Below are 24,288 nucleotides of genomic sequence, written 5' to 3'. Positions count from 1 at the left end.
TGCCTTTTTTATTATGAAGGCTTTCATATTTAGTATTCTTGTACTTTTGTTTTTTATTACAAGCTGTAATAAGAACGATGTAATTACTGAAGAAATAAAACAAGCTCCTATAATTGAACTCGATAGTGAGACTGGCATTTACACTATCAAAGTTGGGCGTGAACTGACAATTGCCCCGACATATAAATATGCGAATAATGCACTTTATGCATGGACAGTAGATGGAAAACTTCTTTCATCTGAATCAATATTGAAGTATACATGGAATCAGGAACAACATCTATATATCAAATTGCGAGTTGATACACCAGAGGGTTATGCGGAAGAAGAGTTAAAAGTAGAAGTATTGGAGTTAACTCCACCTACAATTTCAATCATAATCCCCTCTAAAGGATTAAAAGTGCCTCAAAACACGGATTATATTTTATCTCCAGATATTCAACATGACGATCTTGAAAATTTTAGAATTGAATGGGTACGCGATGGAGAAATCGTCGGAACAGAAAAAGCATATACGTTTCACGAAAAAGAACTCGGTACATATTCGATAACAATCCGGGCATCCAATATAGACGGAGAAACAATCCGTGATTTCGACGTAGAAGTTGTGGAAACAATGCCTTATTCCGTACGGTTTCCGACACCATCCTATACACAAACTTCTACGGATCGTTATACTTTTGCAGGGCGTCCTGTATATTTGCGGCCTTTGCTGGAATATTTCGATTATCCACAGTATCAATGGCAGGTCAATGGAAAAATTATGGAAGCCGCTACCGACAGGGTTTTTAAATTCACGCCGACGACTCCTGGAGAATATTTCGTTGCTGTTACTGTTACAGAAAAAATGCCCAACACACAGCCACTTTCACGTAACATAACACGTAGTAATACTTCAATTACAACGACAGTTAAGGTTATTTGTGAAGAAAAAACGGAACAAGAACGCTATCGGCAAGCGACAGCGACAAGTTCAGGTATTTGGGATAAGGTTTATGAATTCATTCCTGCTCCCGGACAGTTTATTAATGAGTTATCCCAAAATACCGGATTTATAGGAAATGAAACGACGCCCCAACAAGCCATAGAGTATGCAACGAAACGATTGAACAAAAAAGCGCATGTTTCACTGGGATCTTTCGGTGGTTATATCATCATCGGTTTTGACCATAGTATTGCTCCGAGTGGCCGAGAATACGATTTTGCAATACAAGGAAATGCTTTTAACAGTTCGAGCGGTGGCTCAAATGAGCCGGGCATTGTTTGGGTAATGCAAGATATAAATGGCAATGGCCAGCCAGACGATGAATGGTATGAATTAAAAGGATCTGAAACCGGCATCGATGGTACAATACAAGACTACGAAGTAACTTACTATAGACCTGCACCCAGAGCACATACTCCGTGGGTAGATAGTGAAGGTAATTCAGGTTCTGTCGATATGAATGCATACCATGGCCAAGAATATTATTATCCCAATTGGATTAAAGAAGATAGCTATACATTATATGGGACGCGTCTGACTCCTCGCAACAATCAAGATCCCGTTACAGGATATTGGGCGAATAACGCTTATGAGTGGGGGTATGTGGATAATATGGGTTCAGATAATCTGGTAGGAGGAAATGTCATTGATGGTAGCGGTCAGCGCAACGGATTCAAAATAGCCAATGCAATATATCATGACGGGACTCCAGTAAAATTGCAATATATAGACTTTATCAAAGTTCAGTGTGGAGTATTATCGAAAAGTGGTTGGCTTGGAGAGATATCCACAGAAGTATTTTCATTTGAAGACTTATCAATAACTAATAATCAATAATATGAGACAGTTTTGGCTTTTACTATTCATTGCCCCATTTCTTTTTTTATCATGTTCAGAAGATAATCAGACTCCAGAAAGTCCTGCTGATGCCGATGACAATTTTATCACATCAGTCGTGATGACTGTGGCAAGTCAATCCTATACAGCGGAAATAATTGACAATATAATTACCATAACAGTTCCATATACTGTTTCGTTAAATAATGCTCAAGTCGAATTCAAATACACATCCTCGGCAACAATTATTCCCGATCCGGCAAGCATTACTGACTGGGATACGGAACGAACGTTTCGTGTAACCTCTTACAATGGAGAAGCGAATGATTATACATATAAAGTCATTAAAGACGAGATTCGCTATGAAGGGGATGTGGAATTGAAGACAACAGCGGATGTTACGGCTTTCATTGATACGGACGTAACGGTTATCAAAGGTGATTTGATTATCGGGTCGGATGCTGAGGATGCAGAAGAATTGTCGGATATCGCCGCATTAAAAATATTGAAGGAAGTCGAAGGAAACATCATCATTCGGAAAAGTTATGTTGGACAAGATCTTACGGGACTTGATAATATCACTTCAATTGGAGGTTTGCAAATAGGAACTGAAACTGCCTTTGCGACCAACAGTAAATTGCAGATGGTCAGTATGAGATCTTTGCAGCATATTACTGGCGACATCGTTGTCTGCAACAATCAAGTAGCATATGTGCAATTCGACAACCTTGAAACGATTGATGGAAATATAATATTCAGGACTTCATCTCTACAAAGTTTTGAATTCCCTAAATTAACCACTGTCGTAAAGGATTTTGATCTCCAGTGTCTGACAAGTGACGGAGAACCAGGAGGAGAAATCACATCTTTGAGAATTCCTGAATTGACAAAAGTAAACGGTCGCTTAGGGGTTAATAATTTAGGCAAAATGATTTCTTTGGAATTTCCGAAATTACAAGAAGTTGGAAGTGTGGATTTTGCTTCTATACCGATTCCGTTGGAGACCCTTTCATTGCCGGAATTATCGGTAGTAAACGGCGACCTTAATCTCGTTTCCAGTTATATTGCGTCCGATGCTTTTACATCTACGGGAAATAATAAATTACAAGAAATAGATGGACTGTCTAACTTGTCGATTGTTAAAGGCACATTGACAATATCTAAATTCCAAGTCTTGAAAAAATTACCGGATTGGAGTAAATTAGAACAACTCGGAGGACTGACCTTGCTGCGTTTATTGGAGTGTTCTGATCGAATTTTAGATTTGAGCAAAGTAAATTTTGTACCTTTTGAGGATAACGAACCTTTAATTTCTATTACAGACGGGACTATATTCTCAAAAATTATCACAAAAGAGGATATGTCGCAAGTTAGCATGTTTCTAGCTCCGAGCGGTATTACCGGTTCAAGTGTTGGAATAGATCCAGAATTGAATTTTAAGAGTATTAAGAATTTTAAGTATTCTAGCAATATGACAACAGATCCTGTATTCCAATTTGAACGAGTTTACGGGAATATGGAAATTATAAGAGGTTCAAAAAAAGGCGTTTCAGCCCCTAACTTGGTAAGTGTAGATGGATATTTAAGCATCGAAACTACAATGGCAAACAATATCTCGTTCCCGAAATTGGAAATTGTCGGAGGTCAGTTATGTATTATCGGTAATCTGAACGCTGTTTCTAACTATGATTATGATTTTACGAATTTAAAGTCAGTCGGTTGTTCAAGCAATCCTCAATATATCAAAGAAGGGGTGATTAATAATATTTTATATGGTTCTTTAGATTTTATGGCATCAAATAAAGATTTTACATTTCCGTCATTGGAACATGTCGGGGGTGTTGGTATGACTGTTCGTGCCGTAAAAACTATTTCATGCCCCAAATTGCAGGCCATTGATGGAACACTTTGTGCTGCAAATGCAGCATCGCTTACGACTTTCAATATGCCAACTTTAACAAAACTCTCAGGAGTTCGATTTATCCGGTTGACACGGTTTGTTGATTATACGTTCTTCAAATCTTTTGTAGAAGAAGAGCAAATCAAGAAAGAAGACTGGCTTGTAACCAATTGCGGTTATAACCCCACCTACGAGGATATGCAAGCCGGTCGCTATACCCAGCAGTAACACCCATTATTTTACAAGGGAACAGGGTACTGGCCGAAAGACCGGTACTCTTTCCCGTTTATAACAAGCCAATGAAACATCTGATACGACATATCATTCTTCTATGCGGGTTGCCGCTGTTGCTGGCGGGCTGCATGGAGTGGGACTACGGAGATGCGGTGGAAGATTTCAACGCTACCGGAGCCGGGTTGTTCATCACCAACGAGGGCAACTTCCAGTACGGCAATGCCACGTTGTCGTACTACGACCCCGAAACCCAACAGGTGCAGAATGAAGTGTTCTTCCGTGCCAACGGCATGAAGCTGGGCGACGTGGCGCAATCGATGTGCATCCACGACAATAAGGGCTGGGTCGTGGTGAACAATTCCCACGTGATTTTCGCCATCGACCTCAATACGTTCAAAGAGGTGGGCCGTATCACGAACCTGACTTCGCCGCGCTATATCCATTTCCTCAGCGACGAGAAAGCCTATGTCACCCAATTGTGGGACAACCGCATCTTCATCATCAACCCCAAGAAATATGAAATCACCGGTTACATCCAGGTGCCGGACATGACGATGGAAAGCGGCTCCACGGAGCAGATGGTGCAGTATGGCAAATATGTCTATTGCAACTGCTGGTCGTACCAAAACCGCATCATCAAGATCGATACCGAAACGGATCAGGTGGTAGAAGAACTGAAAGTCGGCATCCAGCCCACCTCGCTGGTAATGGACAAGAACCACAAGATGTGGACGATCACCGACGGTGGGTACGAGGGTTCGCCCTACGGCTACGAAGCCCCGTCTCTCTACCGCATCGATGCCGAGACGTTCACCGTAGAGAAGCAGTTCAAGTTCAAGATGGGCGACTGGCCTTCGGAGGTGCAGCTCAACGGTACGGGCGACAAGCTCTACTGGATCAACAAGGACATATGGTCGATGGACGTGGATGCGGAACGTGTTCCCGTGCGCCCGTTCCTCGAATACAGCGGTACGATTTATTACGGCCTGACCGTCGACCCCGTGCGTGGCGATGTCTACGTGGCCGATGCCATCGACTACCAGCAGCAGGGCATTGTCTACCGCTACTCGTCCGAAGGTGAACTGATCGATGAATTCTATGTCGGGATAATCCCCGGCGCATTTTGTTGGAAGTGATGGGCAGGATACGACACCTATACCATCTCATCTTCGTTACCAAAGGACGCAAGATGACGATTCCGACAACGGGAAAAGGATTGATGCTCGAGCGGATGACACGGATTTTTACAGGGAAAGGTTGCCGCGTACATGCCGCCAATGCCTTTCTCAACCACGTGCATGTACTTGTCGAGATTCCGAATTCCGGGGATTTCAGCAAGATCGTGAACAAGGTGAAAGGCGCCACGGGAACGGTATACCAGAAAACCCCGGAATATGCCGACTTCTCCGGTTGGGCTGCCGGATTCGACTCGTTCAGCGTGTCGTTCAGCGACCTTCACCGGCTCAGACGGCACATCGAGGAGCAGCATACAATCCATCAGGAGATCTCGTTCGAGGAAGAATACGGACAACTGCTTGAAGAGAATGGGTTCGACCCGCATCAAACGTCCGTGCCGGCATCCTCCACGGTACATTTTTCCGCGAATACCCACCCTAAAAACGGAATCAAATGATTTATACGAAATACATACTTTTCTCGCTACTGCTCGTCTGTCCGTCCGTATTGTCCGCGCAGGGAATCACACGACGCATCCACCAGATAGACGAGGTCACGGTGTGGGGCAAACGCCCGATGAAAGAAATCGGCGTGCAGAAGACGAAGTTCGACTCGCTCGCACTGAAAGAGAACATTGCCTTATCGATGGCCGACATTCTGACGTTCAATTCGTCCGTGTTCGTCAAGAGTTACGGACGCGCCACGCTCTCCACCGTTGCTTTCCGCGGCACGTCGCCCAGCCACACGCAGGTGACGTGGAACGGCATGCGCATCAACAATCCCATGCTGGGTATGACCGACTTTTCCACCATACCGTCCTACTTCATAGATCAGGCCTCGCTGCTTCATGGCACGTCGTCGGTGAATGAAACGGGCGGCGGACTCGGCGGACTTGTCAAACTCGGTACTACGCCGCAGGTCGGCGAGGGCTTCCATGCCCAATACGTGCAGGGCATCGGGTCGTTCCGCACGTTCGACGAGTTCGCCCGCTTCACCTACGGCAGCGACCGATGGCAGGTCTCGACCCGCGCGGTCTATTCGTCGTCGCCCAACGATTACAAGTACACCAACCACGACAAGAAGATAAATATCTACGACGAGGAGAAGAACATCATCGGACAGTATCATCCCAAGGAACGCAACCGATCGGGTTCGTTCAAGGACCTGCACCTGTTGCAGGAGGTATATTACAACACCCTGAAAGGCGACCGTTTCGGGTTGAACGCATGGTATATCAACTCCAACCGGGAACTGCCGATGCTCACGACCGATTACGGCGATGAGACCGCCTTCGAGAACCGCCAGCGGGAGCAGACGTTTCGTGGTGTCCTGTCATGGGACCATATCAAAGAGAAATGGAAAGTCGGCGTGAAAGGCGGTTATATCCATACGTGGATGGCCTACGACTACCGTCGTGAGGTGGCGCCGGACAACTGGGCCTCCATGACCCGTTCGCGGAGCAAGATAAACACGTTCTACGGACAGGCGGAAGCGGAATACTCGCCCGGCAGGAAATGGTTCTTCACCTCGAACGTATCCGTGTACCAGCATCTCGTGCGCAGCGAAGACAAGAACATCATCCTTCAGGATGGCAACAAAGCCGTCGTCGGATATGACAAGGGGCGTGTCGAGCTCTCCGGTTCTGTATCGGCCAAATGGCAGCCTGTCGAGCCGTTGGGCTTGTCGCTGGTCTTGCGCGAGGAGATGTCGGGCGACAAATGGGCTCCGCTCATCCCGGCATTCTTCATCGACGGACTGATTTCGCGCAAAGGGAACGTGATGGTGAAAGCCTCCGTATCGCGCAACTATCGTTTTCCGACTTTGAACGACCTCTACTTTCTGCCGGGCGGCAACCCCGACCTTAAAAACGAACACGGCTTCAGCTATGACGCCGGAGTGAGTTTCGATGTCGGCAAAAAGGGGGTATATAAACTGGGCGGCAGCGCAAGCTGGTTCGACTCCTACATCGACGACTGGATCATCTGGCTGCCGACGACCAAGGGGTTCTTCTCGCCGCGCAACGTGAAGAAAGTCCATGCCTACGGTGTCGAAGTGAAGGCCAACCTTGCCGTGCAGCCGGCAAAGGACTGGCTGATAGACCTGAACGGTTCCTATTCGTGGACCCCCTCCATCAACGAGGGCGAAAAGATGTCGCCCGCCGACCAGTCGGTGGGAAAACAACTGCCTTACGTGCCGGAGCACTCCGCCTCGCTGACAGGACGGCTGTCATGGCGGACGTGGGCGTTCCTCTACAAGTGGGCTTACTACTCGGAACGTTTCACCATGTCGAGCAACGATTACACGCTGACAGGCCACCTGCCCCGGTATTTCATGAGCAATATCTCACTGGAGAAAATGCTGTCGTTCAAACCGCTGGATGTACAGTTGAAACTTGCCGTCAATAACCTGTTCAACGAGGACTATCTCTCGGTGCTGTCGCGTCCTATGCCCGGCATCAACTTCGAGTTCTTCATCGGCATCACCCCGAAATTCGGGAAAAGCAGAAAATAATGTAAACGTAAATAAGGTAATGATATGAAAGTATTAAAGAATTTGAGCCTGATGGTGCTGCTTGCGCTGGCATTTGCAGGCTGTCGTGGCAAGAGTTCCCAACTTGCCGATTTCAACAAACAGCTTTACGCTCCCGAATATGCCTCGGGATTCAAGATTGAAAGAGCAGACGGCAGACAGAGCGTGCTGGTTTCCGTCATGAATCCGTGGCAGGGCGCGGATAGCGTCACCACCCGGTTGTTCATCTCCCGTAACGGGGAACCCGTTCCCGAGGGTTTCGACGGGCAGGTCCTCGAAGGGGATGCGCAGCGCATCGTGGCGATGTCCTCGACCCATATCGCCATGCTCGACGCCATCGGCGAGACGGCACGTGTGGTCGGCGTTTCGGGACTCGACTATATCTCCAATCCCGACATTCAGGCACGCCGCGACAGCATCGGCGACGTGGGTTACGAGGGAAATATCAATTATGAACTTCTGTTGTCGCTCGACCCTGACCTTGTGCTGCTTTTCGGCGTGAACGGGGCCAGTGCGATGGAGAGCAAACTCAAGGAGCTCGGCATCCCGTTCATGTATGTCGGCGATTATCTCGAAGAATCTCCGCTGGGCAAAGCCGAATGGCTGGTGGCGCTTTCGGAGGTCGTCGGGAAACGCGCGAAGGGCGAAAAGGTATTCGCGGATATTCCGATCCGATACAATGCGCTGAAACAGAAAGTGTCCGGTGCCGTTCTCGATGCCCCGTCGGTCATGCTCAATACGCCCTACGGCGATTCGTGGTTCATGCCCTCGACGGAAAACTATGCCGTGCGGCTGATTACCGACGCCGGAGGCGACTACATCTACAAGAAGAACACGGGCAACTCTTCGACGCCTATCGACTTGGAGGAGGCATACCTGCTCGCTTCGGAGGCCGATATGTGGCTGAACGTCGGCATGGCGAACACACTCGACGAACTGAAAGCCGCCTGCCCGAAGTTCGCCGATACCCGCTGCGTCCGAAACGGCTATGTCTATAACAACAACGCCCGCACCAATGCCGCCGGAGGCAACGACTACTACGAATCGGCCGTCGTGAATCCCGACCTTCTTCTGCGCGACCTCGTGAAGATATTCCACCCCGAGTTGGTCGAAGAAGATTTCGTATACTACAAACAACTGAAATAGATGCGTTCACGCCCCGTCATCCTGTTCACCGCGTTGTCCGTGCTTACGGTCGGCCTCTTCCTGTTGGATTTGGCTGTGGGCGCGGTTCGCATTCCCGTCGGCGACGTATGGGCGGCCCTGACGGGCGGCGACTGCCCGCGGACTACGGCGAAAATCGTACTGAACATACGGCTGATAAAGGCGGTTGTGGCTCTGCTGGCCGGGGCGGCGCTATCGGTCAGCGGCTTGCAGATGCAGACATTGTTCCGCAATCCGCTGGCCGGCCCCTACGTGCTGGGCATCAGCTCGGGTGCAAGCCTCGGCGTGGCGCTCGTGGTGCTGGCAGGCGTCGGCTCGTCGATAGGCATCGCCGGAGCGGCTTGGCTGGGTGCGGCCGTCGTGCTGCTCGTAATCGCTGCCGTCGGACACCGCATAAAGGACATTATGGTGATATTGATTTTGGGTATGATGTTCTCGTCAGGCGTGAGCGCTGTCGTGCAGATATTGCAATATCTGAGCAAAGAGGAGGCGTTAAAGGCGTTCGTCATCTGGACGATGGGGTCGCTCGGCGACGTGACGGTGCCGCAGCTCGCCATCCTCCTTCCGTCGGTCATCGTCGGGTTGCTGCTGGCCGTATGGACGATCAAACCGCTCAACCTCCTGCTCTTCGGCGAGGAATATGCCGTAACGATGGGACTGAATATCCGCCGTTCGCGCGGTCTGCTGTTTCTCTCGACGACGCTGCTGGCCGGCACGGTAACGGCTTTCTGCGGCCCGATCGGCTTCATCGGTCTTGCCATGCCTCACGTCGCGCGGATGCTCTTCCGCGAGGCCGACCACCGCGTGCTCCTGCCGGGAACCCTTCTCTCGGGGGCGGCGGTATTGCTTCTTTGCGATATCGTTTCCAAAATGTTCACTTTGCCCGTAAATGCCATTACCGCACTGCTGGGAATCCCGATAGTCGTATGGGTGGTTTTACGCAATAAATCGATGACGGTATGATAGAACTGTGCGATTTTTCCATAGGCTACGCAGAGAAGAGGCTTCTCGATAAGGTCGATGCCTCTTTCAAAAGAGGACAGCTGACTGCCCTTATTGGCAGGAACGGCACGGGGAAATCTACACTTCTCCGTGCCATAGCCGGACTGAATCATAATTATTGCGGTAAAATCCTGCTCGACGGACATTGTATCGCAAACATGAGAACTCCGGAGAAGGCAAGGCAACTGGCATTTGTCACGACCGAGCGCACACGCATCGCCAACCTGCGGTGCGAGGATGTCGTGGCTATCGGCCGCGCCCCTTACACCAACTGGATCGGCCGCATGCAGCCTCAAGATAGGGAAATCGTCATGCGGTCGCTCTCTTCGGTCGGAATGGAGGCGTATGCCGGCCGCACGATGGATAAGATGTCGGACGGTGAATGCCAGCGCATTATGATAGCCCGTGCTCTGGCTCAGGAAACGCCCGTCATCCTGTTGGACGAGCCGACCTCGTTTCTTGACATGCCCAACCGTTACGAATTGTGTTCCCTGCTCGCACGGTTAGCGCATGCTGAGGGCAAATGCATTCTGTTCTCCACTCACGAACTGGATATAGCCCTCTCGCTGAGTGACAGAATAGCCCTTATCGATACGCCCGTCCTTCACTGTCTGCCGACCTCCGAAATGATCCGCAGCGGGCATATCGAGCGGCTGTTCAACAATGCCGCCGTACAATTCGACCCCGTGAGCGGGATCGTGAAATCCATGCCAAGAGACTGACTTTCCTGTCGGGAAACACGTCAGACGCAATGAGGGTGTCCCAAAAAGTATTTGGCACCCTCGTATTCGTTGTAAGACATGTCGTTTATTTCGATACCTCGCACATCAGCACGCCTTTCCCCGTCACATCGGCTTTCGAGACCGTGATGGATTTTCCCGTGTAGGTCTTCACGACGGAAGTCCCGGCAGAGTTCCACAGTTTCCATGTATAGGTATAAGCTGTCCCGCCCGTGTCGATTTCCTCACCGCCCCTGTATAACACGGCTTTGGCATCCACGTCATTGCCGTTGTTCTTGATGGTGAACCCCTTCTGGCTGACCAGATCAACCGTGATGGGGTCGGACATATCCGTGAAGGAGATGATGTCGCAGACGACCTTGTTCGCCGAGGCGTTGCCCGCCGAGGTGTCCGTATCCTTGATGGCGCACTTGAAGGTCTCGAAGTTGAGAACGGCATCTGCCGTAATCGTGATTTCGTTTGTCGTCCAGCCTGCCGTCACGCCCCGAGGATTGGTCGAGGTAAGGCATGCCCAGCCGGCACCCAGCATGGAGTTGTAGTAGGGACACGAAACGGCGGCTCCCGATGCGGCTGCGGCACTCAGTGCGGAGGTCAGCGTCACGACCTTCGTGGAGGCGTTGACTGCCGAAATGGTGTACTGTGCCGATCCTATGGTTATCCTGCCTCCCGCCTCCATGTTCATTACCGAAGCGACCGTTATGGTCGTGGCTCCGGCTGCCGCGGCAGCTGTCAGTGTCGTGCCCGCGAATACCGCCGAATCCTTGATGCCCCACGCGTAGGTGACGTTCGTCGTGTCGATAGAGGCTCCGCGCCACAGGTCGCAATGCGCCCTGAGCGTCGCCACCTCGTCGTTCTTGAATACGATGCCGTCGGGTGCATACGCCACGGCGGCGATCATCGCTCCGGCGTTCAGGTGCTGCGTGAACTGAATCTCCGCCCGGAACGGAATCTCCAGCCCGTTGGCGTCGATGTAAACCGCCTCGAAAGTATAACGCACTTGCGGAGCGGAAACGGTCATGTGGTTGGCTTTGACGGTAAGGGCATACTTGGCCGATGCCGCGCCGATGGTGCAGCTGTCCTGTCCGGAGACGATCGCCGTACCGTTCTTGTACCACTTGGCCGAGCCGCTCTTCACGCCTGCCGTAAGCGTCGCGGCATTGCCTACCGAGGTGATCTGGTCGGTCGCCGCCTGACCGCTGACGAAGAGCGAAGGGGTAAGTACCAGATAGGGAGAAGCCGCCCACGAAGGGGCATAGGCATTGTTGTCTCTGTTGTACACCTGTGTCAGGGGCTGCGAGGAGCCGATGAATGCCTGCAACGATACCGCGTCGTTCTGGTCGATGATGGTGACCTGCCCGCGGGCTACTTTTACTGCCATAATAGATTATCGGTTATTTGTTATTTCCACTTCGCAATCGAAAACGGCCTTGCGCCACACGTCCCCGCCGGTTATCTCTATCTCCCTGCCGTAACGCGGTGCGGCGTTCCATATCCTGTCACTCTCCGTATCGCGGCTCGTCCGTATCCAGCGGAAATTGCCGTCGGGAATGAGCGATGTAATCTCTTCACCGCCCCTGTACACCCTGGCACGGAGTACCGTCGAGACGATTCCGTTGCGGAATGTCGTGCCGTTTTCAGACTCCACATAAACAGTATAGGAGGGAGATCCGTCGTAAAGTTTGAAAAAGGTATGGGTCGCACTGATTTTTTCATTACGGTATGTTGCCGTGTAGCGGAGGGTCAGCACGTCGCGCCCTTCCCAGCCATGAAACGGGGGTGTCATTTCAAATACGGCGGCATTGCATCCGGCATCTTTCCATATGCCGTCAACGGCAAGGTATTCCCACTGCCGACTTTCCGGCTCGAAATTGTATTCGGTCGCCACAAGCGGGATATTCTCCGGCTCGCATGCGCCTGAAAGCTCGTCCTTGAAATGGAACGCCGTGCCGCCTGTCAGGGAGACGGAACGGGGCTTGAGCAGTTCCTGCGCCTCCTCATCGAGGTCTTCCCAGCGGATGGTCACATCGCGCAGTTCGATGGTATCCTTGCCCCACTTGAACCGTCCCGAGGCGAAATGGCCCGTCCCGTCCGGATGGATGACGAAAGAACCGTCCCGTGAAACGATCGAGCCGTCTTCGTTCAGCCGCAACAGGGGATTCTGTATGGTACCCCCGATACCTCCCTTATTGAACCAGGCACCGTAATCGTCCGTGTAGGACAAGGCTTCATCGGTCGCCTGATAGGGGGTCACGTTCCTTCCGGCCTCCAATTGAGGGGCGGACAACGACAGGGGGACGGAAGCGGCAATGCCGAGACACATGACGGGGGAATCTGACCCGCGTATGAGGAACGGGACATTATAACGGACCCATCCTTTACCGGCAGCCACCGTCCGATCACCGACAAGATGTTCATCCTGATAGAACCGGATGGCTGCCGTATCTTCCGCTTTTATCCAGACTGAGAAACAATAACAGACTCCTGTATGAGCCTCCCGCCAGGCGGCACTTTGCGCACCAAGAAGACTGTCTCCGGCTATCCGTACACACCGCCCGAGTCCGGCGGGAGATGTTTCATCCAGCTCTTCCGAATGGCTGAACCGGCAGGACAGGCTGTCGGGTATGACATTCTTGTGGATTTTGCCCACATAAAACGTGCTTGAAAAACCGTTCTCGTCTCCCGCGGTAAGCGTGCCGGCTATATTGACATTGCGTGTGGCATAGAGATTCTGGAAATAGGCCCCGTAACCATCCAACATGCCGAAGACCGGATCGATGATGCCGCTGACCTTTCCCACACGGGCCTTGCTCGCCTCGCTGAAAGCGGATACGGAGGCAAGACGAACAATGTTCAGGTCGGCGACCTCGCACCAGTCCCCCTCGGAGGCCAGGCTTGATGTCAGGTCAAGAAACAGGCTCCGGCTGTACTGTGCCGGGTAATCCACGGTGATGACCCATAACTTGTACTTCCATTCCCGGCCGATGGAGATTTCATCTTCCGCATCCGTCTTTTCACGGTTCGTATAGCCGAATCGGATCGGTACGGAACCTGATGTTTTGGAAGACCTGACCTTGAACGATACCAGCAGGCGCTCCGGGTATCCGACCGGTTCTTCCAATGTCAGCATCAGCCCGAAGGAAGCGTTTCCTGCCGGTTCCGCGTTGCGGATAATGCGGACAATGCGTGTCGCTTCCGAATCGGCATCCAGATATTCCGTTTGCAGCATGCTGCCATAAACGGCGTACCTGGACTTGTCCGGCACTCCCGCCATGCCTCCGTCCATGACGGGATAGCACAGGGAGCGTTCGGTCGCCATGCCGTCGATGACATCCATATAGGGTGAATCGCTGTCAGAAGCCGTCAGGTACAAGGCGCCGCTACGTGCCGTATCGAACAGGTTGGTAATCCGCACGAAGTCCAGCAGTTCACCGCCCTGCGGTTCGTCCCCGTCCAGCAATGCCCCGATGAAATAAGGGGCGTCCTTGTCTCCGACAAGCTCCGTTCCGGTTTCTGTCACGCACATCAGCGAATAGACGGTACGCTCCCGTTCGGCATATTGCCTGCGGATGATATCCCCGGCTTGCAGTCCCTGTGTCTTCTGCGAGTCGGGGGCAATACGGATCTTGTATGTCGGATAACGGAATACGGACATGGATTATGACAGTTTTTCCACGGTGTCTCCCGAACAGCTGTCGCTGATCCAGAAGGAACCGTTGGTTACCGAAGTCTTTTCGACCTCGAACTCATAGGCGCGGAACTTACGGCGGGCCACCACCTCGTCGAATGTGGCGGAGACGCCTCCTGTCGTCCGGTTCCGGCGGACAGCCCATCCGCTTCCGGAAAGGCCCGGGGAAAAGAACTCCGAAGAGAGCGACCCGGTAAAGACGCTGTTTCCGTAATGCCGGATACCGTCCTCCACCGCTTGCAGGCGTAACGCCTCTGTCAAGTATAGGATTCTGTCAGTAATCCGGGTGGGCGACGCATGGATTCCGATATGCCCGGCTGCTTCCAACGGAACAGCGACCGTAACGAAATCGGCATCGGTGCGGATATGGAACGATTCGCTGTGACGGTTCTGCGGGGCATAACAGCTCACGGACGGACGGTGTGAAAAATCCGTGCTGTGAGGGATAGCCGTCCTTACGTCCTCTTCCTCGTAGATTACCTCGGAAGAAAGCGATACGCGCTCCCTGTCGCCTGTGAACATAAATCCCTCTGCTGTGCCCATCCGCAAGCGCTTGTGGATAACGATACCTTCATCGGAAGTGTCTACCCGGTATGAGGAGAGCAGGTCGGCGCCGTAGTTGTGGCGGACAGTCAGCGAGCCCGGAAAACAAGCCTTTCCGTAAGGGGAAAGCATCAGACACTCGCCGTCCACGTCCGATATGCCGGAGAACAGGCGTATCTTCGGGGTATGGTCGCCGCCTAAAAGAAGGTCACCGCCGATACTCCCGAACTGTATCTTGTCCTTGTCGGTACAGAGCAGTACGGGAACATCTCCGATCCGGATGCCGAATCCGTCCAGGAACGAGAGGAACCCGCCGAGCGCGACATCCTCTTCCGAAAACGAAAGCAGACATTTCCCTTTGTCGCCCAGTTCCACGCCTTGCAAGGCTTTCAGTCCGCCATCCATGACCGTACTCCCTCGCACCGTCAGATTCCGTCTCACCATGCCGTCCCGCATCGTCCAATCCACCGTGTCCGTATTGGCGTTGCCACGATGATAGACATCCTGCCCGCCCACGGCCAGCCGTGTCGGGGAGATGGATATTCCTGTATCCTCGTCCCCGATAATCCATGCCCCTTTGGAATGTACCGTCGCATCCAGAAAGTCTATATGGGAAGCGTTGATTGTAGCGGTGGCCTTGTCCGCGTCGTAACGGAGCAACTGCCTGCCGCCGATATGCAGGCTGTCGCCCCCGACTTTCAGGTTGCCGGTAATCCTGATACCGTACTCGATGGCAGTTACCACACCTTCCGGATCGGTAATGTCCTGCGAATAGGTTTCCAGGATACGGGTGTTTCCAATGCCGGCTTCGAAACCGTAATTGGCACTGAGCTTGCCGGTCATGTCACCGCCCGATTTCTTCAGGTAATCCAACAGCAAGCCACCGCTTCCGGAACCGCCTTCTCCCGTAACGGCTCCGGCAATGGCGGATGCAAAACCGTAAGCGGTATTCTTCAGTCTCAGGCTGGTCTCGTCGCCTTCCTCGATGCCGTAAGGATGCTCGTCGTCCTTTTTCTGCTGGGCATTGAAAAAGTTATGGTACAGCTGTGCATAGATGGAATAGCACAGGCTCTCCTTGTCGAGGGTTTCTATATCGGGATGCAGTTGTACGCTCATTTGGTATAGCTGGTCTTGGAAAGAAATTTCTGGATACGTGATGTCAGCGAGATGAAGTTCGGCATATTGATCGGCGACATCGTGCCCATCAGTGTGGGAGTCATGATTTTCGAACATTCCGTCAGGAAGTCGAGCATCAGCCGGGCAAGCTCATTACCCAGAACCAGCGGCTCGGTGGCATTCTCGTCACCGAGCGTCACCTTGTTGTCGGCAACGGCAACGGTCGTGGAATTGACCTTTTGTACCACTTTATCTGCTGTCTGTCTGACTTCAGACTTGTCCACCGTATGCGTGATGCTTTCCGCATCGATAACGGTTGTCGCTTCCTTGTCCTTGTCATTCCTAACGGTTGTTGTGACGGCCGTCGGCGTATAGTGGGTGGAGGTCTCGTTACCGGTGGTTTCCAGTTCGTCGTAGTCCGGGGAAGAGTCGTTTTCCGGATCCAGTTCCTCCATTTCGGTCACGCCGATGACGGTTTCCGTGCGGGCATTGAGCCGCAGGATATCCACATGGGAGAAGTTAACCACATAGGCATAACGGGTGGCGGCATCCATGAAGATGGTCACGTCGGAAAAAAGTGCGGGGACGATCAGGAAGCCGCCTTCGCTGTTGGTGGCGGCCGAGAGCAACACGCCTTTATGGATAACAGGTTCGGCGGAGGCCGTCTCGTCCGGGTACTCGCCGACATCAATGGTACCGCCGTAGTCGGAAAACTCCTCGTCCGAGGGGTTGTCGTGTATCTTGGCGACATAGCCGTGTATCATGCGGGCCGTACCGATACCGGACATGCCTCCGGGAGCCAGATTGATACGCTCCATACTCCGTCCCAAGGCTATCTTGCGGATAGCCTCACGGATAAGCAACTGGTTGGATTTGTCTGAAGACATGAGTTTTTTGAAAGAATAGGAGGAGCATAGTTTATTGGTTGCCAATTATTTTGTACTTTTGCAAAGACAATGATATTACTTATGAAACAAGAAATTTTAGAATCCTATATTACATATATATTTGATTTCTTTCAAAAATCAAGATGCTTTAAAGCCGGGCAAGGTAACATGCTCAGAAATTTTAGATTTGCAGCTGAAAAGCAATTTACTCGTAATCAATTGGGTATATTGTATTTCCTGGTAAATACCCTCATTGATAATGGCTATCTCTACTTAAAAGATAGAGATTTTATAGCTCTTACGGAGAATGGTGCCGATGTTATAAATGGGGGAGAGTGTGTTATTCCTAAAATTTCCCTTGAGCGGACAATTTATGAAAAAGAGACCAGTAGATCAGATATATATGAACAGCTTTGGAATATTATCGGATCGAACAAAGAAAATGATTATGCGCCGCTGTATGTAGATGGACCATTGTTTTATAATACAATCAGGCCATATTTAACAACATTGTCGTTACCTCATACATATGGGGAATATATGGCAGAATTGCGGGAAAAGGAAGAATTTACATCAAGAATTAAATGGTATAGGACTTTATTTTTAGCTCTTGATGAGAATGATGTACAAAAATTCCTCAAAGATTTGTCTATCAAAATAAACAGGCTGCTGCTAATGAATACTCCAAAAGATGCGATACAAGAAGCTTTGAATCCTTGGGCAGATGTAGACATTCCTACAATCGATAATACGCCTCTGCCTGAAATTCTCAATAAAGTGGCGGAAGAACCAATTGTGAATAAAAACAAGCCGTTTGTGTTGATTTCGTATGCGTGGGAGGTAGAAGACAATGTCTTTATGAATTGGATTCAAACTTTCGCCAAAGATTTGCGAAGACGAGGGATTGATGCTCAAATAGACCAGTATCAACCTCATGGAACTGACTTGCCTAAATTTATGCTTGAAAGCATCCGTAAGGCAACTAAAGTTCTGTGCATTCTGACTCCAAAGTATAAAGAGAAAGCTGAATCCGGTAAAGGAGGTGCCGCTTATGAAGGGGGTATAATATCACATGAAATATATAACAATCAGGGAACCACTAAATTTATACCGGTTGTACGCAAAGGGTCTTTTGAAACTTCGACACCGGATTTCATTAGTGGAAGAAAAGGTTTTGATTGCTCTACTGACGATAAATACAATAGCGAACTTCCGAATATTATCAAGGTAATAAACGAAGAACCATTGATAGAAATTCCTCCTGTTGAATAACGGTAAATCTTATTTCCTAATTTTATACGGAATACTCAGTTGTTGCCTGTATCCACCCACCCCGAAAGTAGTCGTTACCTCTTCCACGAGGTATACGCCGTTCTTGGAAGGATTACGGTAGTCGATCAGTTCCACCTGTACGGCAGGAGACAGTCCGAAATCCCCGAATACTGTCACATTGCCGGTGATTCCGTTCAGATTGTAATTCCGAAAGTATTCCGTCGTCTCTTCTACAAGCCGGTCGGAATTGATTCCGACATGAGGTGACATATATGGTACGATGGTATATGTGGATAAATCCACCTTGGTCCTGGTCTTCGCTCCTGATGCCGTCGTGTTGCCCGTTACTTTGTGCGTCTTTTTTGAAATCTGCGTGGCATTGACCGTCTGAAACTCCTTGCTGCCCGGCGTCGCCGGGTCGTATTCAGGATTCATGCGTACTGTCACCTCAAAGAATTTTTCATCCGTCCCGAGTGCCTTGCCCGTCACCGCCAAAAACTTCGGATCGGTCTTGACCACTTTCAGGTTGCTCTGCGCCACATGCTCGTTGAAGTATATCCTGTACGGTCCTGTCGATTCATCCTCCGGGAATACCGGCTGAGCCTTGCTGGACGAATAAGGACGCCCGACGGCAATGGACGGTATGGCCCCGTCATCATCGGCATCGTATTTTAAAAAACAGTAGACCTTGTACTTCGACCATTCGGAAAGGATATCCGCTACCGTGAAGTTGTCCGTGACCTTTACCTTGCCGATATGTATCTCAAACCGCTTCGTATCCGAGTGTATCCTGAAGCCGGTATCTTTCAGGATATTATACTTGCCTTCCAGCACCTCGTTCACCGTCGTCCCTTTCGCCGGGGTCTCGAAATGAGGTGCCTGTTTCAGTTTGAGTTTGTAGGCCATATTCTCACACTGGATTTCCAGCGTGCTGTCCGAATTGTATCCGGTAATGTATCCGTCGAACATATTTTTCAGCACGCCGTTGTAGCCCAGCTTGATATTGATGCGCTGTCCGACCTTGAATGTCGTCTCGTCAACCAGACGCTGCGCGCTGCGTTTCTCGATGATGACACCGTCCTGCATCACCTCCGTCGTTATCCTCGACACGTCCTTGCCCTCCAATGTCACGTTCCCGATAATCGTGGAGCGGCATACCGACCCTTTCGGGAATATCACTTTGGCCGTTCCGATCAGCTTCTTGTAACTCTCGTTGATTTCGAGCGACTGGACTTCCGTAATCTCCACGCCGTTCTGTATCCTCATCGGATTGGATGGGTCGGCATCCCCGATGGTGATGCGACAGCAGAGGATATCCATTGCAGCTATACCCATAAACGTGTCAGTTTAAGCAACGAGGCGGGGTCGATGACCTCCGTACCGAATTTAACATACTTGATCCACTTGTTCGTGTGCTTGATGGCCGTGTCCACCTTTTCCTGTTCCGCCAGTTTCAGTTCCACGGCTTCCGATGGCTCCACGGCGACACAGTTCAGCGAATACGGCTGCACGTTCCGGCAATCCGTAGGCTGTAAGGTATAGCCCTGTATAATCAACCGTGAAATGTTGAACTGGCGCAATACCGTGTTGTCGCAATCGATGACACCCTTGTATTGTACCAGCCTGATAAACTTGGACACTTCCGCCTCGGGATACACGTCCGGGTATTTGGAGGTGATCTTGCCGTTGATGGTAATCTCGAGGTCACCCCCGGATATATATTCCTTGCGGGTATAGTCCCGCCCCTGTACCCGGGTCAGCAGGATATTGTTCCGGCTGCTGACCTGTACCTGCGGTCCCAGGTCCACGAATGTCACCAGTCCATACCGGCTGTTCGGCAAAACCTTGCACTCGCTGTTGTCATAATACTTCCCCTCCTCTGATATGGACAGTTCCAGAAAATCCGCCACTGTCCGGCCGACGATGGAATCGATATGGTTTTTCTTCTGCGCCACCGCCTGCTGTTCCCTGATGAGCTGGTAGTACTGTCCGGTCTTGTTCGCAAGGCTGGACTGCGACTGTGTCTGAAGATATTTGTCCCGCACCTGCTGTTCCCAGTATTTGAGGTATCGGGGATAGGAACGTAGCAACCCGTAAGCCGTCTGCGAGGCAACCTGTATGGCTGCCCGTTTGAGCAGGTCATGGTGCCTGGAGAAGTAATGTACCTGCCCGTCCTGCAATTCGGCAAGCCCCATGCCCAACGCCAGACGCGTGGCGTTGCTGATGTATCCGCCAAGCGAACCGTGGTTGAGTATGCCTCCGCTCAACAAAGTCGAGGCCGCGATTTGTATCAGTCTTCCCATAATCCTTTCATTTTATGCGTTCCAGGAGGCATCGAAGTCATGCACGACATCGATGAGCGCCTGTGCCAGTTGTTCTTTCAGGTTCTGTATCTCTTCCGTCTGCCCCTCCTTCGACTTCATCAGGTCGATGGTCCTGACACTGAGCAGGCTCTCTATGTTCACGATGACCTGTTTAGGTGCCGCCGAGGACAACCGCCCCGTGCCGGAATAGTTGCCGCCGGCCCCTCCGTCATCCAGATGCGTGTTGGTAATCGGGTTGGCAGCAAACGGACGTGTATCGTTGGAATCCGGTTCGTTGCCGTACTGGTCGGGAGTGAAGCCCGCCACGCGGAGGATGTTCTCGGCTGCCTCCGCCGAACCTCCGAAAGTCTGCCGGAGCGATGAAAAGAACTTCACGAGTGTCGTATGTGCCAGCTTGCGATGCGCGATGTTGTCTATACGCTGCGCATCGGTGGCGTTCTGCCCCAGTGCCCGCTGTTTCCATAGCCCGTTTTCGTCCTGCTCGAATCCCCAGGCCCTGAACTGGTCAAAGTCGAACCCTCCCTTACGCATCAGCTCATGCGCATTGGCGGCACTCGATATGGCATTCCGATAAGCGGTGGCGGCACGCACAATCTCCGGAACGGTCTGCGTGTTCATGTACCGGGCATAGTCGTATGTGCGGGCGGCAACCGCTTCCGACCTGTCCCCGATATCATTCACATAGACGGCCTTGCCATCCTGCATACGCCACAAAGACTTGTCGAGATCCTTCTCCTGTTGCCCGAAACGCTCCTTTACCGTCTTGAGGAAAGCGTCCACTTCCAATACCGTACCCATCTTCCCGAACTCGGCGTACGCGGCATCGATACGTGTCTGGCTGTCGCGTTTGGCAAGGGTGACAAGCGCATCCCTTATGTCATCCTGACGGGCTTTGTCCATGTTATACACATGGTCTCGCGATACCATCCCCTCAGATGAAGCGATGGCAAATTCCCCCAAGAACCCGGCCCACCAGTTGGATGTGAAGGCTCCGATTTTATGTCCCGAAGCCTCTTCGATACTTTTGCCGGCAACGACCTCGTCCACGGCACGCTTTGTCTTGACAGCCATGTTATAGGTCTCGCTCAGGGAGGAGTAAAGTGCCTCTATGGACGGATAACGGTACTTGCGGTTCGATTCGATCTCTTCCAGTACGGCATCCTTCGCCTCCTTTATCTTCCAGGTCTTGTAAGCCACCCATCCCAAAGTCCCGACCAATGCGGCTATACCTGCCGTGGCGGCAACCGCGCCTGTACTGATGGCACTCAACGAGGCGGCAGCACCGGTCAGTCCGCTGCCGGTAGCCACCTGTGTGGCAAACAGCGACTGCAGGACTCCTTTGGCTCCGATGACACCGCCCCCGGCCATCAAGGCGCGGTTCATCGCTCCCCGTCCCGCCACGCCTGCGGACTGCATGGCCGACACGATGGCCCGCTTCTGGGCAAACGAAACCTTACCGATACCACCCGCCCCCAGCAGCCCCTGCACGGCACTGATTGATGTCGTGGCCGCAGACTGTTTGCCGATAAACCCCATGGCGATGCCGATATTCGTCAGGGCTCCCGCCACCTTGAACAGCCGGGTCGCGACAACGCCTGTAAAGACAAGCGGTTCTATCCAATGGAAATTGCGGGTCACCCATGCGCCGATATTGCCGATCACGGTGAAGATGTCCAACAAGGCATTCCCGATGGACACCAGGCCACGGGTAAATTCCGGAGCCTTGAACTTTGCCAGAAAAGTGCGGAGCACAGTGCGGATAGAGGGTTCCAACACCTCGTATGCCTGCATGAACCCTTCGGTCAGCTGGGAGGTCACCTGCGCCCACAATCCCTTGGTCGTATTCTGCTTTACCAATGCCAGTTCTGAGGAAACGCCCTGGGACCCCCGGTTATATGAAGTCAGTTCTCGTAGTTTGTCGTAGTTCTTCAGGAACATCATCGCCGCGTTACCGCCAATTTTCCCGAAGATTGCCTGGACATCCGCCATCGACGCGCCCTTCTTGTTCAATTCCTCGAAAATGTCCGCTATAGGACGGAGTTTCTCGACCTGCACCCCCTCGATGTCGCGCATTTCCGTGAACCGGATGCCCAGGCGGTCCAGAACTTCCTGTGCCTCCTTGGTAGGTTTGGCAAAACGTGTGGAAAGAGCACGCAACGAGGTTCCCGCCAGCGTTCCCTTCAGACCCATATTGCCCAAAAGACCGATGGCGGCACTGCTTTCCGTGAAGTCCACGCCCGCCATACGCAGGTAACCGGCAGCCATCTTGTATGACTCCGCCATCTCCACGATATTCACATTCGAGCGGGAAATGGTGGAGGAGATAATGTCCGCCACGCTGTCCATGCTGTCGTTATGGATATCATAACCGGCCATGATGTTCGTGGCCAGGTCGGCGATATACGACACGTCGTTGTCACCGATAAGTGCCAGGTTCGTGATCGGGCGGATGGACTTGTTGATTGTCTCGATATTCATGCCCGCCATCGACAGGTATTTGACGGCACCGGCAATCTCCACGGCTGTGTATTTCGTGTCGATGCCGATTTTACGGACATGACGGGCCATACTGTCAAAACGGGTCTCGAATGTCTTGAGGTCGCTGTCCGCCACACGGAGGATGGAATGTGCCGATTCCATGATGTTGGAATAGTCGATGGCCTTCGTCAGTTCCGAACGGATCAGGCTGTAACCCATATAGGCATTGAGCATCGAAGCGAACGGGAGGTTCCTGAGTGACGGCGCTTTCGAATACTGGATACGGTTGATGGCGGCACGGCGTTTACTGCGGTAGAGCGTACCGGCTGCAGTATGTTCCCGCTGCATGAGCCTGACGGACTGCATCGCATTGCGCTGTTCCTGCCGTCTTGCAGCCTGCTCGGCCTTTATACGTTCCGTTTCTGCCTTACGGCGTGCCTGTTCTGCCTGCCGGCGTATTTTCTCCGCAGCACGGGCGGCATTCTTGCACTCCCGTTCTTTAGCCCGCGCTTCATCGGCACGCCGCTTTTCCGCCGCGGCGGTTTCTGCCAGAGCCGCCTTACGGCGCTGGTCTGCGGTAAAGAGCTCCTCCGCGTGGACCAGTTTCTGGCGATGCAGCTGCTGTCCTGCATAAAGCCGTTCCATCAGTTTTTGCCGGGCCTTTTCGGGCATTACGAAGGCCTGCGGAGCATATGGCACCGGAACGGAAGGTGTGAGTCCTTCGGATGGTATGCCTCCCTGCATGTTGAAAGAAATGACAGAAGCACTTTTGATACGACCCAATAGGGAAAGTATCTGCTGCAACCTGTTTTCCGCCGTCCCGGTCTTGATTTGCAGTTCCCGGTCACGTTCCATGGAAACCAGGGCGGAGTTGATTTTCCCGATGGCTTTGGTAATGCGTTTCTGCGCGTCTGCCATCGTGCCAACGGACGAGGCGGCATTCTTTTCGATCTCCGCTTTGCGCATCTCGGCAGCCTTTTTCTCGTAAAGGCTTTTGGCGTTGGCCTTGATTTTCTTGCTGTCCAAAGCCTGACCGGCATTGATGGTCAGGCTGATGCCTTTGGAAAGCGTGGAAATATCCGTGAGTAACCCCTTGATACGTTCCAGCTTCTCTTCGCTTTTTTTCGTATCGATGGTCAGGCGGTAATCGAAATTACGTTTCTTGCCGTTCTTGGTGCGGAACACGCGGTCTATCTCGTCCATCATATTCTTGATGTTCGTGACGGCCGGAGTCAGGGACGCTTTCGCCTGTACCAGCTTGCCTACCGCCTCACCGAAGGCGATAACCTGCTTGGTGCCCTGAGAGGCATCCACGTTGATGGAGTAGTTGACCTGATAGTTCTGTTCCTGAGCCATGGTAATGGGTACTGCGTTAAAAGAATAGTCTTTCCGCAAGGGCGGAGATTATGAAACGAA

16 protein-coding genes are annotated in these 24,288 nt (G+C 51.8%); 9 read left to right on the top strand and 7 right to left on the bottom strand.

Annotated elements, in window-relative coordinates:
• Nucleotides 1-13 precede the first annotated feature (13 nt).
• The 8 genes from WMO46_RS13650 to WMO46_RS13615 all read left to right on the top strand — a co-directional run bounded on the left by WMO46_RS13650 (nucleotide 14) and on the right by WMO46_RS13615 (nucleotide 10,549).
• On the top strand, nucleotides 14-1,822 hold the full coding sequence (locus tag WMO46_RS13650) for a PKD-like domain-containing protein (RefSeq protein ID WP_004293581.1): 1,809 nt from the start codon (nucleotides 14-16) through the stop codon (nucleotides 1,820-1,822).
• A 1-nt stretch (nucleotide 1,823) separates the two neighbouring features.
• Nucleotides 1,824-3,950, top strand: coding sequence for a receptor L domain-containing protein (locus tag WMO46_RS13645; protein ID WP_004303979.1), 2,127 nt, complete (start codon nucleotides 1,824-1,826; stop codon nucleotides 3,948-3,950).
• A 71-nt stretch (nucleotides 3,951-4,021) separates the two neighbouring features.
• Nucleotides 4,022-5,092, top strand: a complete 1,071-nt coding sequence (locus tag WMO46_RS13640; protein ID WP_004293583.1) for a glutaminyl-peptide cyclotransferase — start codon at nucleotides 4,022-4,024, stop codon at nucleotides 5,090-5,092.
• Nucleotides 5,092-5,589, top strand: coding sequence for a transposase (locus tag WMO46_RS13635; RefSeq protein WP_004303978.1), 498 nt, complete (start codon nucleotides 5,092-5,094; stop codon nucleotides 5,587-5,589). The genes WMO46_RS13640 and WMO46_RS13635 overlap by 1 nt, the downstream gene beginning before the upstream one ends.
• A complete protein-coding gene (locus tag WMO46_RS13630) occupies nucleotides 5,586-7,643 on the top strand; it encodes a TonB-dependent receptor (protein ID WP_004293585.1) in 2,058 nt (685 codons plus the stop codon). The genes WMO46_RS13635 and WMO46_RS13630 overlap by 4 nt, the downstream gene beginning before the upstream one ends.
• A gap of 24 nt (nucleotides 7,644-7,667) precedes the next feature.
• A complete protein-coding gene (locus WMO46_RS13625) occupies nucleotides 7,668-8,807 on the top strand; it encodes an ABC transporter substrate-binding protein (protein WP_004293586.1) in 1,140 nt (379 codons plus the stop codon).
• Nucleotides 8,808-9,788 carry a FecCD family ABC transporter permease gene (locus WMO46_RS13620; RefSeq protein ID WP_004293587.1) on the top strand — a complete coding sequence of 327 codons (981 nt, stop codon included), beginning with the start codon at nucleotides 8,808-8,810 and terminating at the stop codon, nucleotides 9,786-9,788. It begins immediately after the preceding gene.
• Nucleotides 9,785-10,549 carry an ABC transporter ATP-binding protein gene (locus WMO46_RS13615; RefSeq protein WP_004293588.1) on the top strand — a complete coding sequence of 255 codons (765 nt, stop codon included), beginning with the start codon at nucleotides 9,785-9,787 and terminating at the stop codon, nucleotides 10,547-10,549. The genes WMO46_RS13620 and WMO46_RS13615 overlap by 4 nt, the downstream gene beginning before the upstream one ends.
• A gap of 85 nt (nucleotides 10,550-10,634) precedes the next feature.
• Here the strand turns inward: WMO46_RS13615 and WMO46_RS13610 are convergent, their stop codons facing one another.
• Genes WMO46_RS13610 through WMO46_RS13595 form a run of 4 tightly spaced genes read right to left on the bottom strand, consistent with a single transcriptional unit; the run spans nucleotide 10,635 to nucleotide 16,798 of the window.
• The gene (locus WMO46_RS13610) at nucleotides 10,635-11,945 is read right to left on the bottom strand and encodes a hypothetical protein (protein WP_004293589.1); all 1,311 of its coding nucleotides are present in this window, start codon (nucleotides 11,943-11,945) and stop codon (nucleotides 10,635-10,637) included.
• A gap of 6 nt (nucleotides 11,946-11,951) precedes the next feature.
• A complete protein-coding gene (locus tag WMO46_RS13605; RefSeq protein WP_004293590.1) occupies nucleotides 11,952-14,219 on the bottom strand; it encodes a hypothetical protein in 2,268 nt (755 codons plus the stop codon).
• A gap of 3 nt (nucleotides 14,220-14,222) precedes the next feature.
• Nucleotides 14,223-15,911: a hypothetical protein gene (locus WMO46_RS13600; protein ID WP_004293591.1), complete on the bottom strand. Its 1,689-nt coding sequence runs from the start codon at nucleotides 15,909-15,911 to the stop codon at nucleotides 14,223-14,225.
• Complete coding sequence (locus WMO46_RS13595) at nucleotides 15,908-16,798, bottom strand: hypothetical protein (RefSeq protein ID WP_004293592.1); 891 nt, start codon at nucleotides 16,796-16,798, stop codon at nucleotides 15,908-15,910. Before WMO46_RS13595 ends, WMO46_RS13600 begins: the two co-directional genes overlap by 4 nt.
• Before the next feature lie 81 nt (nucleotides 16,799-16,879).
• Here WMO46_RS13595 and WMO46_RS13590 point away from each other — a divergent pair, with 81 nt between their 5' ends.
• Nucleotides 16,880-18,070, top strand: coding sequence for a toll/interleukin-1 receptor domain-containing protein (locus WMO46_RS13590; protein ID WP_224200102.1), 1,191 nt, complete (start codon nucleotides 16,880-16,882; stop codon nucleotides 18,068-18,070).
• A gap of 9 nt (nucleotides 18,071-18,079) precedes the next feature.
• Here the strand turns inward: WMO46_RS13590 and WMO46_RS13585 are convergent, their stop codons facing one another.
• Genes WMO46_RS13585 through WMO46_RS13575 form a run of 3 tightly spaced genes read right to left on the bottom strand, consistent with a single transcriptional unit; the run spans nucleotide 18,080 to nucleotide 24,228 of the window.
• On the bottom strand, nucleotides 18,080-19,405 hold the full coding sequence (locus tag WMO46_RS13585; protein ID WP_004293594.1) for a hypothetical protein: 1,326 nt from the start codon (nucleotides 19,403-19,405) through the stop codon (nucleotides 18,080-18,082).
• A complete protein-coding gene (locus WMO46_RS13580) occupies nucleotides 19,396-20,373 on the bottom strand; it encodes a DUF6046 domain-containing protein (RefSeq protein WP_004293595.1) in 978 nt (325 codons plus the stop codon). The genes WMO46_RS13585 and WMO46_RS13580 overlap by 10 nt, the downstream gene beginning before the upstream one ends.
• Before the next feature lie 12 nt (nucleotides 20,374-20,385).
• Complete coding sequence (locus WMO46_RS13575; protein WP_004293596.1) at nucleotides 20,386-24,228, bottom strand: phage tail tape measure protein; 3,843 nt, start codon at nucleotides 24,226-24,228, stop codon at nucleotides 20,386-20,388.
• Between the last annotated feature and the right edge of the window lie 60 nt (nucleotides 24,229-24,288).

This window comes from Alistipes intestinihominis, from assembly GCF_040095975.1.
GTDB classification, from domain to species: domain Bacteria; phylum Bacteroidota; class Bacteroidia; order Bacteroidales; family Rikenellaceae; genus Alistipes; species Alistipes senegalensis.
Note: the sequence above shows the minus strand (reverse complement) of the source record. Positions and strands in the feature narration are given on the sequence as shown.